At 55.0% G+C, this 13,917-nt stretch carries 12 protein-coding genes; 7 read left to right on the top strand and 5 right to left on the bottom strand.

Annotated features, from left to right (window positions below; translation table 11 throughout):
- The first annotated feature begins 94 nt into the window (after positions 1-94).
- The 7 genes from BY447_RS04630 to mglC all read left to right on the top strand — a co-directional run bounded on the left by BY447_RS04630 (position 95) and on the right by mglC (position 8,338).
- A complete protein-coding gene (locus tag BY447_RS04630; RefSeq protein ID WP_110330651.1) occupies positions 95-1,222 on the top strand; it encodes a YbfB/YjiJ family MFS transporter in 1,128 nt (375 codons plus the stop codon).
- Positions 1,223-1,346: 124 nt separating this feature from the next.
- Positions 1,347-2,012 carry a GTP cyclohydrolase I FolE gene (folE, locus tag BY447_RS04625; protein WP_013358511.1) on the top strand — a complete coding sequence of 222 codons (666 nt, stop codon included), beginning with the start codon at positions 1,347-1,349 and terminating at the stop codon, positions 2,010-2,012.
- Between the two features lie 50 nt (positions 2,013-2,062).
- The gene (yeiB, locus tag BY447_RS04620) at positions 2,063-3,226 is read left to right on the top strand and encodes a DUF418 domain-containing protein YeiB (RefSeq protein ID WP_110330650.1); all 1,164 of its coding nucleotides are present in this window, start codon (positions 2,063-2,065) and stop codon (positions 3,224-3,226) included.
- A 147-nt stretch (positions 3,227-3,373) separates the two neighbouring features.
- Positions 3,374-4,414, top strand: coding sequence for an HTH-type transcriptional regulator GalS (gene galS / locus BY447_RS04615; protein WP_013358509.1), 1,041 nt, complete (start codon positions 3,374-3,376; stop codon positions 4,412-4,414).
- 309 nt (positions 4,415-4,723) lie between these two features.
- The gene (mglB, locus tag BY447_RS04610) at positions 4,724-5,719 is read left to right on the top strand and encodes a galactose/glucose ABC transporter substrate-binding protein MglB (protein ID WP_033733283.1); all 996 of its coding nucleotides are present in this window, start codon (positions 4,724-4,726) and stop codon (positions 5,717-5,719) included.
- Positions 5,720-5,787: 68 nt separating this feature from the next.
- Entirely contained in the window at positions 5,788-7,308 is a 1,521-nt protein-coding gene (gene mglA, locus BY447_RS04605; RefSeq protein ID WP_013358507.1) for a galactose/methyl galactoside ABC transporter ATP-binding protein MglA, read from the top strand.
- A 19-nt stretch (positions 7,309-7,327) separates the two neighbouring features.
- The gene (gene mglC, locus BY447_RS04600) at positions 7,328-8,338 is read left to right on the top strand and encodes a galactose/methyl galactoside ABC transporter permease MglC (protein ID WP_013358506.1); all 1,011 of its coding nucleotides are present in this window, start codon (positions 7,328-7,330) and stop codon (positions 8,336-8,338) included.
- A gap of 509 nt (positions 8,339-8,847) precedes the next feature.
- Here mglC and sanA read toward each other — a convergent pair.
- The 5 genes from sanA to BY447_RS04575 form a co-directional block, all read right to left on the bottom strand.
- Positions 8,848-9,567 (bottom strand): outer membrane permeability protein SanA, encoded by a 720-nt coding sequence (gene sanA / locus BY447_RS04595; RefSeq protein ID WP_110330649.1) that lies wholly within the window; start codon positions 9,565-9,567, stop codon positions 8,848-8,850.
- Between the two features lie 135 nt (positions 9,568-9,702).
- Positions 9,703-11,400 (bottom strand): NAD-dependent malic enzyme, encoded by a 1,698-nt coding sequence (locus BY447_RS04590; protein ID WP_013358503.1) that lies wholly within the window; start codon positions 11,398-11,400, stop codon positions 9,703-9,705.
- A gap of 269 nt (positions 11,401-11,669) precedes the next feature.
- Positions 11,670-12,560 (bottom strand): cytidine deaminase, encoded by an 891-nt coding sequence (gene cdd / locus BY447_RS04585; RefSeq protein ID WP_110330648.1) that lies wholly within the window; start codon positions 12,558-12,560, stop codon positions 11,670-11,672.
- Positions 12,561-12,680: 120 nt separating this feature from the next.
- Positions 12,681-13,373 (bottom strand): CidB/LrgB family autolysis modulator, encoded by a 693-nt coding sequence (locus BY447_RS04580; RefSeq protein ID WP_110330647.1) that lies wholly within the window; start codon positions 13,371-13,373, stop codon positions 12,681-12,683.
- On the bottom strand, positions 13,366-13,758 hold the full coding sequence (locus tag BY447_RS04575) for a CidA/LrgA family protein (RefSeq protein ID WP_013358500.1): 393 nt from the start codon (positions 13,756-13,758) through the stop codon (positions 13,366-13,368). The genes BY447_RS04580 and BY447_RS04575 overlap by 8 nt, the downstream gene beginning before the upstream one ends.
- Positions 13,759-13,917: the final 159 nt, after the last annotated feature.

The raw sequence follows: 13,917 nt of genomic DNA, 5'->3' as shown, positions 1-13,917 counted from the left end.
TGGTTAATATTATTCACTTTCCGTGAGTTTAATCATCCTGCATGCTGTTAGCAAGTCAGAAGAGATCTCAGGGCAGAACAACAGGAGTTCAGCAATGGCGTTACGCGTCGCGCTCAGCGCGTTTTTAACCTTATTTGTAGCGATGGGCATTGGGCGATTCGCTTTTACGCCGCAGGTGCCGCTGATGATTCAGGCGCACCAGCTGACGCTCACGAGTGCCAGCCTGGTCGCTGCGCTCAACTATCTTGGCTATCTGTGTGGTTCTTTTGATGCCATGCGCGCGCACCGGCGGGTAGAGCTGCGTTTGCAGGCGGGCGTGTGGGGCGCAGTGATCCTGACGCTGCTCTCTGCACTGGCAACCGGTCCATGGCTGCACGGTGCGATACGCTTTCTGATTGGCTGGGCCAGTGGCTGGGCGATGGTGCTGGTGGCGGCCTGGAGTAACGAACAGTTGCATCGGCATGGCCGGGCAGGGCTGTCGGCGGCCGTCTTTGCCGGGCCGGGCTGCGGCATTTTTGTCAGCGGTCTGCTGGGGGTGGCGCTGCACACATGGCAGGTCTCCGCCGGTCTGGCCTGGGCCGCTTACGGTGCGCTGGCACTGCTGCTGATTGCGCTGATTACGCGTAACCTGCCGCGTCGGGGCGAACTGCATCGCCCGTATCAGGCACCGGAGCCGCTGGTGCTGGATCGCAACCTGAAACGTCTGGTGCTGAGTTACAGTCTGGCGGGCTTTGGTTATATCCTGCCCGCCACCTTTTTGTCGCAGATGGCCGCTACGCGTTTTCCTGACGGTATCTTCGCGCAGTTTGTCTGGCCGATATTTGGCGGCGCGGCGATGATCGGCATCGTGCTGGGGATCCTGACGCGGCGCTGGGGGCACAGTCACGTCCGTCTGGCGATAGTACTCTGGGCGCAGGCACTGGGCGTTTTTGCTGCGGCACTGCTGCCAGGCTTTAGTGGTCTGCTGGCCGGTGCGCTGCTGGTAGGCGGCGGCTTCCTCAGCGTGGTGCAGCTCTCGCTGCTCTGCGCCCGTGAACTGGCGCCCAACCATCTGCGATACATGGCTGGCCTGCTGACCACCGGCTACGCGGTGGGTCAGCTGGTCGGTCCGCTGCTCTCTTTTCTCTCTACTGCCCTGTTACACCGGCTGGAGCCTGCCCTATGGGTGGCCGGGGCCAGCCTTGTCTGGGCGGGCCTGCTGGTCTGGCGAAGAAGTGAGTGAAAAGCTTTCATCACCAATCTGATTGATTGCTGGATTCCCCGCAAAGAAAGTTTCACAATACGCGCCTGATTACAGGGCCCGCAGGCAAAAGCTTGCGGGCGCAACACCAGCCGGAGAAGAGTAAATGAGCACCCTAAGTCAGGAAGCTGCCCTGGTTCACGAAGCGCTGCTGGCGCGTGGATTGGAAACGCCGTTACGTGCACCGACGCGCGACATAGATAAAGAGACGCGTAAAAGCCTGATTGCCGGGCACATGACGGAAATCATGCAGCTGCTGAATCTGGATCTTGAAGATGACAGCCTGATGGAAACGCCGCATCGCATCGCCAAAATGTATGTGGATGAGGTTTTTTCCGGTCTCGATTACGCCAACTTCCCGAAAATCACCGTCATTGAGAATAAAATGAAGGTTGATGAGATGGTGACCGTGCGTGATATCACCCTGACCAGCACCTGTGAACACCACTTTGTGATCATCGATGGCAAAGCTACGGTCGCCTATATTCCCAAGGAAAAGGTGATTGGCCTGTCGAAAATCAACCGCATCGTGCAGTTCTTCGCCCAGCGCCCGCAGGTGCAGGAGCGTCTGACTCAGCAGGTGCTGGTTGCACTGCAGACGCTGCTGGGCACCAACAACGTTGCGGTCTCGATTGATGCGGTGCACTACTGTGTGAAAGCGCGTGGCGTAAAAGATGCCACCAGCGCCACTACCACGACCTCTCTGGGCGGCCTGTTCAAGTCCAGTCAGAATACCCGCCAGGAATTTTTGCGCGCGGTACGCCATAGTTGAGTTAACGGTGGGCACATGATGTTGCCCGCGTCGTCAATGCAGGGTGCCGCATGCAACAACGCTATCACGCGCTGGATTTCATTCGTGGATGTGCCATTCTCGGCATCCTGCTGCTCAATATTGTCGGCTTCGGCCTGCCTTCTGCTGCTTACCTGAATCCGGCCTGGCAGGGCAGCGTCAGCCTCTCCGATGTCTGGACCTGGGCACTCTCTGACGTCTTTGCTCAGCTCAAATTCCTCACCCTGTTTGCACTGCTGTTTGGCGCAGGTCTGCAAATGCAGCTGCCGCGCGGCAGTCGCTGGCTGACAGCCCGGCTTTCCATTCTGGTACTCATCGGTTTTCTGCATGGTGTCTTTCTCTGGGAGGGCGACATCCTGCTGGACTACGGCATTATCGGGCTGGTGGTCTGGCGGGTGCTGCGTGATGTGCCTTCAACCCGCAGCCTGATGAATACCGGCATTCTGCTCTATCTGGTGGGCTGCGGCGTGCTGCTGGTGTTTGGGTCGATCTCCGATCCCGAACCGACGCGATCCTGGCTGCCGGGCGCAGCCGATCTGCAATATGAGCAGTACTGGAAACTCGCCGGCGGCTGGGAAGCGATACAGAACCGGCTGGACCATCTCTCGTCAGGGCTGATGGCGCTGGCGGCGCAGTATGGCTGGCAGCTGGCGGGCTTAATGATGATTGGTGGCGCACTGCTGCGCAGCGGCTGGCTGACAGGGGAGTTTCCTCTCCGCCACTATCGTCAGGCGGCGGCCCTGCTGCTGACAATGGGCTTCTCCATTGCGGTGGCCGGTGTGGCAGCGCAATGGCTGTTACATTGGGAATTCCGCTGGACGGCTTTTTACCTGCAGGCTCCGCGCGATCTCGCCAGCCCGCTGATTAGCCTGGGCTATGCCGCGCTCTGCCTGGCGTACTGGCCGCTGATCTCGCGCTGGCGCATCAGCCACGCCATCCAGTGCGTGGGCCGTATGGCGCTGACCAACTATCTGCTGCAAACGCTTATCTGTACCACGCTGTTCTATCGCTTTGGCTTCTATATGCATTTCACCCGGCTGGAACTGGTGATGATTGTGCCTGCGGTGTGGCTCATCAATATCCTGTTTTCACTCATCTGGTTACATTTCTTCGCCCAGGGTCCGCTGGAATGGCTGTGGCGGCGACTTACGCTGCTCTCAGCCGGCAAATCACGCATTACCGACAACGCCAGATAATGACCGCCATCACAAAGGTTACAGAATTGTATGTAACCGTTTTCATTGATGTGACGCAATTCACGCTGTACGCCTCCTGCCCCTGACAGAATAGCGCCGGTGTTCAACCCGGCGTGATGCCCTATTTTTCCTTTCTGGAACTGCTGCATGATAACTATTCGTGATGTTGCCCGTCAGGCTGGCGTGTCAGTGGCGACCGTGTCGCGCGTTCTCAATCAGAGCAACGCCGTGACCTCTGACACCCGCGACGCCGTGTTGCAGGCGGTTGAGGCGCTGGGCTATCGCCCCAACGCCAACGCCCAGGCGCTGGCGACGCAGGTCAGCGATACGATCGGGGTCGTGGTGATGGATGTCTCAGATCCCTTCTTCGGGGCGCTGGTTAAAGCAGTGGATACCGTGGCGCAGCGCGTGCACAAGCATGTGTTAATCAGCAACTCCTGGCATCAGGAAGAGAAAGAGCGTCATGCTATCGAGGTGCTGATCCGGCAGCGCTGCAGCGCCCTGGTGGTTCACGCGAAAACGCTGCCGGACGCGGAGCTGGCGGACTTTATGCAGCACGTGCCTGGCATGGTGGTGATTAACCGCATCGTCCCAGGATTCGAACACCGCAGCGTCAGTCTGGATAACGTCACCGGGGCGCTGATGGCCTCAAGAACCCTGCTGCAACAGGGGCATAGCCGCATTGGCTATCTCTGCTCCAGCCATCCCATCGAGGATGTCGCGCAGCGCCGTGAAGGGTGGATGCAGGCGATGGCAGAGCAGGGCATCCGGCCGCAGGAGAGCTGGATTGCCAGCGCAGAGCCAGACATGCAGGGGGGCGAAGCGGCGATGGTGGAATTGCTGGGGCGTAACCTCAATCTGACTGCGGTGTTTGCCTATAACGACGGCATGGCGGCTGGCGCCCTCACTGCGCTGAAAGACAACGGCATCCAGGTGCCACAGCATTTTTCTGTCATTGGCTTTGATGACATCCCCATCTCCCGTTACACCGATCCGCAGTTAACCACTGTGCGCTATCCCATTGTATCTATGGCAAAAATTGCCACTGAGCTGGCACTGCAGGGCGCAGCCGGACTGCTTGATGACACCGCAACCCACATCTTTATGCCAACTCTGGTGCGGCGTCATTCGGTGGCGCAGCGGCAAAATGTGGAGTCCGTCACTAATTCAGGCGATTCAGGCATGTAACCGTTTTCAATCTGTGATTGTATTCACAGTTAATTAACATTGCCCTCACTATGATGGCAGCGTCTTACCGGACTGAAACATTATGTAACGCCAGTGTAACGGCATCAGTTGTGGTCTCAGTAGCCGGTTAAAGGGTTTATACCCTCTTCATGGAAGCGTTCTGGCACAGGGAAGTCAGGTTTTAGACGGCGTTTAACGGCTTAACATCTTCATTATGTTAGCCAGCGCGCCGATCTGTTTTACCAATTGCGCTCACGCACATTTGGCGTCAGCGCTAAAAAGACCCTGCATAATAAAACCGGAGATACCATGAATAAGAAGGTTTTCACGCTTACAGCACTGGTTGCCAGCATGATGTTTGGTGCAACCGCTCACGCAGCTGACACCCGTATCGGCGTGACCATTTACAAATATGATGACAACTTCATGTCAATGGTGCGCAAAGACATCGAGAAAGAAGCGAAAGCGATCGGTGGCGTACAACTGCTGATGAATGACTCGCAGAACGACCAGTCCAAACAGAACGATCAGGTTGACGTGCTGATGGCAAAAGGCGTGAAAGCGCTGGCGATTAACCTGGTTGACCCGGCTGCCGCTGCCGTCATCGTAGACAAAGCGCGTGCCAACGACGTGCCGGTTGTCTTCTTCAACAAAGAACCGAACGCTAAAGTACTGGCCGGTTATGACAAAGCTTACTATGTCGGTACCGATTCCAAAGAGTCTGGCATCATCCAGGGTCAGCTGATCGAGAAGCACTGGAAAGCGACCCCAGCCTGGGATCTGAACAAAGATGGCACCATTCAGTTCGTCCTGCTGAAAGGCGAGCCAGGCCATCCGGATGCTGAAGCCCGTACTAAATATGTCATCGACACGCTGAACAAAGATGGTCTGAAGACACAGCAGTTAGCGATGGATACGGCGATGTGGGACACTGCACAGGCCAAAGATAAGATGGATGCGTGGCTGTCAGGCCCGAACGCCAAGAAAATTGAAGTCGTGATTGCCAACAACGATGCGATGGCGATGGGTGCCGTTGAAGCGCTGAAAGCGCACAACATGACCTCCATTCCGGTCTTCGGTGTCGATGCCCTGCCAGAAGCGCTGGCGCTGGTGAAATCCGGTGCGCTGGCCGGTACCGTGCTGAACGATGCGGAAAACCAGGCGAAAGCGACGCTGGATATTGCCAACAACCTGGCGAACGGCAAAGCGGCAACCGACGGAACGAACTTCAAGATGGTCGATAAGATCGTCCGCGTTCCTTACGTGCCGGTTGATAAAGAAAATCTGTCTCAGTTCTCGAAATAAGATCGATTACGGGCGCGACCGCTGTCGCGCCTTTTTTATGTCACCACCGTTTTTTAGCCAGGTAAAATATGGCCAGTGATAACACGACCGCGCAGCGAGAATATTTGCTGGAAATGACGAATGTTTCGAAATCATTTCCCGGCGTTAAAGCGTTAGATAATGTGAATTTAAAAGTGCGGCCTCACTCTGTTCATGCATTAATGGGCGAGAACGGTGCCGGGAAATCCACCTTATTAAAATGCCTGTTTGGTATTTATAAAAAAGATACCGGCAGTATCCTGTTTCAGGGTAAAGAGATTGACTATAAAAGCTCTAAAGAGGCGCTGGAAAATGGCGTATCGATGGTGCATCAGGAATTAAACCTGGTTCTGCAGCGTACCGTGATGGACAACATGTGGCTGGGGCGTTATCCGCGCAAAGGCTTCTTTGTCGATCAGGATAAAATGTACCAGGACACCAAAGCGATTTTTGACGAGCTGGATATCGATATCGATCCGCGTGACAAAGTGGCTAATCTTTCTGTGTCGCAGATGCAGATGATTGAAATTGCCAAAGCGTTCTCCTACGACGCGAAAATTGTGATTATGGATGAGCCAACTTCCTCGTTAACCGAGAAAGAGGTGAATCACCTGTTCACGATTATTCGTAAGCTGAAAGATCGCGGCTGCGGTATTGTTTATATTTCGCACAAGATGGAAGAGATTTTCCAGCTGTGTGATGAGATCACAATTCTGCGTGATGGGCAGTGGATCACCTCTCAGCCGCTGGAAGGGCTGGATATGGATAAGATCATCGCCATGATGGTCGGCCGTTCACTGAACCAGCGTTTCCCTGACCGTACCAACGTGCCAGGCGAGACGATTCTTGAGGTGCGTAATCTGACGTCACTGCGTCAGCCATCGATTCGCGACATCTCATTTGATTTACGTAAAGGGGAGATACTCGGCATTGCCGGGCTGGTGGGCGCTAAACGTACCGATATCGTCGAAACGCTGTTTGGCATTCGCGAGAAATCGGGCGGCACCATTAAACTGCATGGCAAACCGATTAATAATCACAGCGCCAATGAAGCGATTAACCACGGTTTTGCGCTGGTGACTGAAGAGCGGCGTTCAACGGGTATTTATGCTTACCTGGATATTGGTTTTAACTCGCTTATTTCCAATATTAAAAAATATAAAAACAGTATGGGACTGCTGGATAATAAACGCATGAAGAGTGATACCCAATGGGTTATCGATTCAATGCGCGTAAAAACGCCAGGTCATCATACACAAATTGGTTCGCTTTCGGGCGGTAACCAGCAAAAAGTGATTATTGGCCGCTGGTTATTGACCCAGCCTGAAATCCTGATGCTTGATGAACCAACTCGCGGTATTGATGTTGGTGCGAAATTCGAAATTTACCAGCTGATTGCTGAGCTGGCGAAAAGAGAAAAAGGCATCATTATTATCTCATCCGAAATGCCGGAGCTGTTAGGCATTACCGATCGTATTCTGGTAATGAGTAATGGTCTGGTAGCAGGCATAGTTGATACCAAAACGACCACGCAGAACGAAATATTGCGTTTAGCGTCATTACACCTTTAATGAAGCAAGGGCTGTTAACATGAAAGCGACTACAAAAAAGAATGCGCTAACCTGGTTAAAAGAGGGCGGCATTTATGTCGTTCTGCTGGTATTGCTGGCTATTATTATTTTCCAGGACCCGACTTTTTTAAGTTTAATGAACCTGAGTAATATTCTGACCCAATCTTCGGTGCGCATTATTATTGCACTGGGTGTGGCGGGTCTGATTGTGACCCAGGGTACTGACCTGTCAGCCGGACGTCAGGTCGGCTTAGCGGCGGTCGTTGCCGCAACGCTGTTGCAGGCGATGGATAACGCGAACAAAGTCTTCCCGACGCTGGATACGGTGCCGATTCCACTGGTTATCCTGACCGTGTGCATCATCGGCGGTGTGATTGGTCTGGTCAACGGTGTGATTATTGCTTACCTGAAAGTAACGCCATTTATCACCACGCTGGGCACCATGATTATCGTTTACGGTATCAACTCACTCTATTACGACTTTGTGGGTGCCTCGCCGATTGCCGGTTTTGATGCAGGGTTCTCGAAATTTACTCAGGGCTTCTTACGCTTTGGTGATTTTAAACTCTCATTCATCACGTTCTATGCCGTGATTGCCATTATTTTCGTCTGGATTCTGTGGAACAAAACCCGCTTCGGTAAAAACATTTTTGCTATCGGCGGTAACCCTGAAGCGGCGAAAGTGTCAGGCGTGAACGTGCCTTTGAACCTGATCATGATTTATGCCCTGTCAGGTGTGTTCTACGCCTTTGGCGGGATGCTTGAAGCCGGTCGTATCGGTTCTGCCACCAATAACCTCGGCTTTATGTATGAGCTGGATGCAATTGCGGCCTGTGTGGTCGGCGGCGTCTCCTTCGCCGGTGGTGTGGGTAGCGTGGCAGGCGTAGTGACCGGTGTACTGATCTTCACCGTTATCAACTACGGTCTGACCTATATCGGCGTCAACCCATACTGGCAGTACATCATTAAGGGCGGCATCATCATCTTCGCCGTGGCGCTGGATTCACTGAAATATTCACGTAAGAAGTAAGACTGATTCAACGCTAAAAAAGCGACCTTCGGGTCGCTTTTTTTATGGGGGTGAGTGCTGGGAGCGTTGATTTGAGACGGAGTATGCGAAGGGAACACGGTCAGATCGGAAAGACGCAAAAGCCGCCATCCATGGCACGCTCGGCCCGCGCCGTCCCTGGCGCGGGACGCTTTCCTCTTCTGACCGTGTTCCCTGCGCTTCAGGCTTTTTTATTGCTGTTAGATTCGCCTAAGCCTCAGGGAATTCAAACAGACGACTCACCCACTTAAAACGATGGGAGCGTACGCCTGCAGCAAAGCATCGCGGGCCATGGACAAAAACGCCGGGAGCGTTTTTGAACAACGCAAAGCGTTGGCACGTTTACGGGCGCACCTCAGGGATGAGGTGCGTAATCGCCCGCGCTGAGCCTGCCAGGGATGGCGACCTTTGTGTCTTTGCGGAAGGCGTATGCTCCCTGAGCTAGCGCATGCCTGGCTGGCACTGCACTAGCCCCCCTCTTAATCGAAGATTTATTTCCGCAGCTTCTGTTCCAGCTCCAGCAGCTGCTCCGGCGTCACCGCCGGGTAACTCTGTGCATCCTCAGGGACATCGTGTACGGCGGGAATCGGCACCAGCGGGCCTAAGAAACGGGGTTCACGCTTGAGCACAAAGAGATCCGCCAGTGCGCCCAGCCGGGCACCCACTTCACGGAAGCGCACGCTCAGCATGTTTTTCGGTGAAGGCACCGCATAACACTGCGCCTGAATACCCAGCTGCAGGGCGATAAACAGCGCGCGCTCACAGTGGAAGCGTTGCGTGATAATAATGAAGTCGTTGGTATCAAACACTTTGCGGGTGCGCACAATCGAATCCAGCGTCCGGAACCCGGCATAATCGAGCACGATATCAGCTGGATCAACACCAGCTTTGATAAGATCGCGGCGCATCGTCATCGGCTCGTTATAGCTTTGCAGCGCGTTATCACCGCTGAGCAGCAGATAATTCACTTTGCCACTGTTATAGGCATTCAGCGCACCCTGCATACGATAGAGGTAATACTGATTAATGACGCCGGTACGATAATATTTAGCTGTACCCAGTACCACGCCCACCTGACGATGCGGCAATGAGGCAACATTTTCGTAGATAAAAGGCGCAGTTTTCCAGCTGATCCAGCGATCAAGGCCGAGCGCCGTTGCCACCATCAGTAAGATGATGAAAAGCAGACCAATGAGAACGCGTTTCAGCATGCGCCTGGAGACTCGATGTCAGAATGTTGAGATGGGACAAGGCTACTTGAGCAGCCGCAGCGAAGCAAGTTACTGCCGGCTGGCTGTACTCTTTTTGAACACTGCCGGATCAAGGGCGATCCGGCAGCGGGAAGATTAAATCGAGGTACGACGATAGTGACGATACTGCGGCAGCCAGAAGTTGTTGGCGATAGCCTGTGACAACACATCTTCTGAGGTCACCACGGCGACACCGGCCAGCTGAGCGGCTTTACCCACTTCCATCGCAATGATTTTCGACACGCCCTGAATATCTTTAATCTCAGGCAGCACCGGGCCTTCGCCTTCGTTCACCAGCGGAGAGCAGTCGGCGAGCGCGCGGCTGGCGGTCATTAGCATCGTATCGGTAACACGGCTGGCACCTGCGGCAATCACACCCAGACCAATGCCCGGGAAGATGTACGAGTTATTGCACTGCGCAATCGGGTAAGTTTTACCATTCCAGCTCACCGGCGAGAACGGGCTGCCGGTTGCGACCAGCGCAGCACCGTCAGTCCAGGCGATAATATCGGCTGGCGTCGCTTCCACGCGTGATGTCGGGTTCGACAGCGGCATCACGATAGGGCGCTTACAGTGCTTGTGCATCTCACGGATGATCTCTTCGGTGAACAGACCCGGCTGGCCGGAAACACCAATCAGAATATCGGGCTGAGCATTACGCACCACATCCAGCAGCGAGATTGCATCATTGGTCACATCCCAGTGCTGCAGGCTTTCGCTCTTCTGCACCAGCTTGCTCTGGAAATCGAGCAGGTTAGGCAGCTTGTCCGTCAGCAGACCAAAGCGATCTACCATCATCACCCGGCCACGGGCTTCCGCGTCGCTCAGACCTTCTGATTTCATCTGCGCGATGATCTGTTCAGCGATACCACAACCCGCAGAACCGGCACCCAGGAACACCACTTTCTGTTCGCACAGGCGGCTACCGGCTGCGCGGCTGGCGGCAATCAGCGTGCCGACAGTAACGGCGGCGGTGCCCTGAATATCATCGTTAAAGCAGCAGACTTCATCCCGATAGCGGTTCAGCAGCGGCATGGCATTCTTCTGGGCGAAATCTTCAAACTGCAACAGCACTTTCGGCCAGCGGCGCTTAACGGCCTGAATAAATTCGTTCACGAACTCGTCGTACTCTTCGCCGGTAATGCGCGGATGACGCCAGCCCATATAGAGCGGATCGTTCAGCAGTTGCTGGTTATTGGTGCCGACATCCAGCACCACCGGCAGGGTGTAAGCCGGGCTGATGCCGCCACAGGCGGTATAGAGTGACAGCTTACCAATCGGAATACCCATCCCACCGATGCCCTGATCGCCCAGGCCCAGGATGCGCTCGCCATCGGTCACCACAATCACCTTCACATTCTGCTTGGTGGCGTTTTGCAGCATATCTTCGATGCGGTCGCGGTTAGGGTAGGAGATGAATACGCCACGCGCACGACGGTAGATTTCAGAGAAGTGTTCGCAGGCTGCGCCGACGGTGGGGGTATAGATGATGGGCATCATCTCTTCAAGATGGTTATCCAGCAGGCGGTAGAACAGCGTTTCGTTAGTGTCCTGGATGTTACGCAGGTAGACATGCTTATCGTTATTGTTTTTGAAGTCCTGGAACTGACGCCAGGCACGCTGCGCCTGCTCTTCAATCGATTCCACCGCTTCTGGCAGCAGACCGTTAAGGTTGAATTCGTTACGTTCTTCGATGCTAAAGGCGCTGCCTTTGTTCAGCAGGGGAAATTCCAGCAAAATCGGGCCAGCATAAGGAATGTACAGCGGGCGTTTACTTTCGTAGTCGAGTTCCATGCGGTAATGCTCCGGTTGCAGTGTTGTCTGGCGTCACGCCGGAAAGGTAGCGCCAGTTTTCTCACCCGTTATAGCTCAGACTGCAGGTCCGGCAGCGGCAAGGTAACCACTGCAGAAACAGTCACGACCGTGCTGCTATCCTGCAACCTGAATTATTCAGAGTAATTTGTAATGACGTGAATTCTGGCGCCAGATCCTATGAAATTTCCCACAGAAGTACAGCGTTTGTTAATAAAAGCTCACAAAACTGTGGCCTCTCTGACAGCGGGTTATGCTTTGTTCAGCGTCACCTGCAGCAGCTCACCGCAACCAAATGTCTCAAGCGTCGCCTGCGTGGCGGCGAACTGGCTTAACGTGGCATTTTCTACTTCGGCTAAAACCGCTTTTTTTATCTGACGAACATCGCCGCCCTGCATGTTCAGCAGGACCAGTGCAGCCTGAAGCGGTGGGAAGCTCGGGTTAAACGCGGCATTTTCCGCATAACGACCAGCCACAATCTTGTCATCCGCGGTCAGCAGCGCAACACCGGCGTGTGACTGGCTGTAGGGCGCGTGGCTGGCATTGGCGGCGGCAACCGCAGCCTGCACCAGCTCATCGCCTTCGGCCACATAGCCGTGATCTACTTCGTCCATCAGGAAGGTGGTGATGTTGAGATCGCGCGGGCCAAAGGCATCCGGCAGATAATCGGCCAGGGTGCTGGTGGCACGCTGCGGCAGGCTGAGGCGAATGCTGGTGCCGCTGTTCAGTTCATTCATAAACTGACGGCAGTGACCGCACGGCGTGTAATTAACGGTGATGGTCTCAAGCTGGCGCTCGCCGCGCAGCCATGCATGGGTAATGGCGCTCTGCTCAGCGTGAACCGTCTGCTGCATCGGCGTGCCGACAAATTCCATGTTAGCGCCGAAGTACCAGTTGCCGCTGACGCCACGGGCAATCGCCCCGACGTTGAAATGGGAGACGGTGGCAACGGCGCAGGACGCCGCCAGCGGCAGCAGCGTCAGCGCCAGCGTATCGGCATCCATCTGCGTCTGTTGCTGCAGTGCGGCGACCTGGTCGGCGCTGAGTACCGCGTGGAAGTCAGGATCGTCCAGCAGGGGAGCGAGTGCAGTTTGCAGCGTTGACGGCAGTGCCTCAAAAGCAGAGAGGAAACGGGAGTGCATGTGAGCCTCATTAAATTCAGCAGGGCGATGTGCCAGTCACCGGTTTATATGTGATCCACATCGCTCTGACAATGTAACCTGTGTTGCATGTTTCAACTTTGCGAGATCTCTCGCAAACTTTCAGCCAAACCAGTGCATCAGCAGCGGAAAAATAAAGGGTGCCAGCAGGGAGGTGATGATGCCGCAGACCACCAGCGCCAGAGAGCTGAATGCCCCTTCCTGATAGTCAAGTTCCGCGGCACGCGCGGTGCCCAGCGCATGCGACGCATTGCCAATTGCCAGTCCACGCGCTGCTTTCGATTTCACGCCCAGCAGATTCAGCACCGTGTGTCCGAATACCGCCCCCAGTACACCCGCAATCAGCACGCAGATAGCGCTGATGGCGGGGATGCCGTGCAGCGAGCCGGAGACGGCCATCGCGATGGGCGTGGTCACGGATTTAGGCACGATGGTGGCGGCAATTTCGGGTGTGGCACCCATCCACAGGGCAATGGCGGTGCCTGAGATCATGGCGGTCAGGCTGCCGATAAAGCAGACGCCAATAATCGATTTCCAGCGGGCACGAATCTGATGCATCTGCTCATACAGCGGCAGTGCCAGCGCCACCACCGCCGGTTGCAGCAGCTGATTAAGAATCTGGCTACCGGCGAAATAGCGCGAGTAAGGAAGCTGCAACAGCAGCAGTATCGGGATAATGATCGCCATCGCGACCAGCAGCGGATTAAGCAGCGAGATTTTCAGTCGTATCGCCAGCTTGCGCGCCAGAAAAAAAACCGCCAGGGTCAGTGGCAGTGACCACCACATGTCACTCATCGGCTGACTCTCCGGCTGGACGGCGGCTGTGAAGCTGGTGGGCGCTGACGCCGACAATAGAAAGCACCAGGAAAGTACTGACCACACAGGAGACAACAATCGGGCCAAACTGTGCGGAGAGGATATCGGTGTAGCTCATCACCCCGACGCTGATTGGCACAAACAGCAGCGCCATATAGCGAATCAGCAGATGACAGCCCGGTTTTACCCAGCTCACCGGCAGGATCTGCGATGCCAGCAGGGCGAACAGAATGAGCATTCCCAGGATGCTGCCAGGCAGCTTAATAGGCAGCAGCGAAGCGATGCCGATGCCAGCGTATAAGCAGAGATAAATGATGATAAAGGCGCGAAGATATTGTCCGCAGACAGACAGCACGGTGAGCATGGCAGGCTCCTGTTTTCACTGAGCTTCATCATACGCATTAACCGCTTAGCGTGCTAGCGATCACATTTATGCCGCGGAGTAGCAGCAACGGGCAAAGCGTTTCAGCAGAAGGAAGCGGGGCAGTAGCGGTGAGAATGCGAAGGGGAAAAATAACCCTTC

Source organism: Pantoea sp. JKS000250 (assembly GCF_003201065.1).
GTDB classification, from domain to species: Bacteria; Pseudomonadota; Gammaproteobacteria; order Enterobacterales; family Enterobacteriaceae; genus Pantoea; species Pantoea vagans.
Note: the sequence above shows the minus strand (reverse complement) of the source record. Positions and strands in the feature narration are given on the sequence as shown.

Excerpts from the sequence above, each read along its gene's own strand:
- BY447_RS04630 (WP_110330651.1), top strand. The coding sequence starts at position 95 with ATGGCGTTACGCGTCGCGCTCAGCGCGTTTTTAACCTTATTTGTAGCG.
- folE (WP_013358511.1), top strand. The coding sequence starts at position 1,347 with ATGAGCACCCTAAGTCAGGAAGCTGCCCTGGTTCACGAAGCGCTGCTG.
- yeiB (WP_110330650.1), top strand. The coding sequence starts at position 2,063 with ATGCAACAACGCTATCACGCGCTGGATTTCATTCGTGGATGTGCCATT.
- galS (WP_013358509.1), top strand. The coding sequence starts at position 3,374 with ATGATAACTATTCGTGATGTTGCCCGTCAGGCTGGCGTGTCAGTGGCG.
- mglB (WP_033733283.1), top strand. The coding sequence starts at position 4,724 with ATGAATAAGAAGGTTTTCACGCTTACAGCACTGGTTGCCAGCATGATG.
- mglA (WP_013358507.1), top strand. The coding sequence starts at position 5,788 with ATGGCCAGTGATAACACGACCGCGCAGCGAGAATATTTGCTGGAAATG.
- mglC (WP_013358506.1), top strand. The coding sequence starts at position 7,328 with ATGAAAGCGACTACAAAAAAGAATGCGCTAACCTGGTTAAAAGAGGGC.
- sanA (WP_110330649.1), bottom strand. The coding sequence starts at position 9,567 with ATGCTGAAACGCGTTCTCATTGGTCTGCTTTTCATCATCTTACTGATG.
- BY447_RS04590 (WP_013358503.1), bottom strand. The coding sequence starts at position 11,400 with ATGGAACTCGACTACGAAAGTAAACGCCCGCTGTACATTCCTTATGCT.
- cdd (WP_110330648.1), bottom strand. The coding sequence starts at position 12,560 with ATGCACTCCCGTTTCCTCTCTGCTTTTGAGGCACTGCCGTCAACGCTG.
- BY447_RS04580 (WP_110330647.1), bottom strand. The coding sequence starts at position 13,373 with ATGAGTGACATGTGGTGGTCACTGCCACTGACCCTGGCGGTTTTTTTT.
- BY447_RS04575 (WP_013358500.1), bottom strand. The coding sequence starts at position 13,758 with ATGCTCACCGTGCTGTCTGTCTGCGGACAATATCTTCGCGCCTTTATC.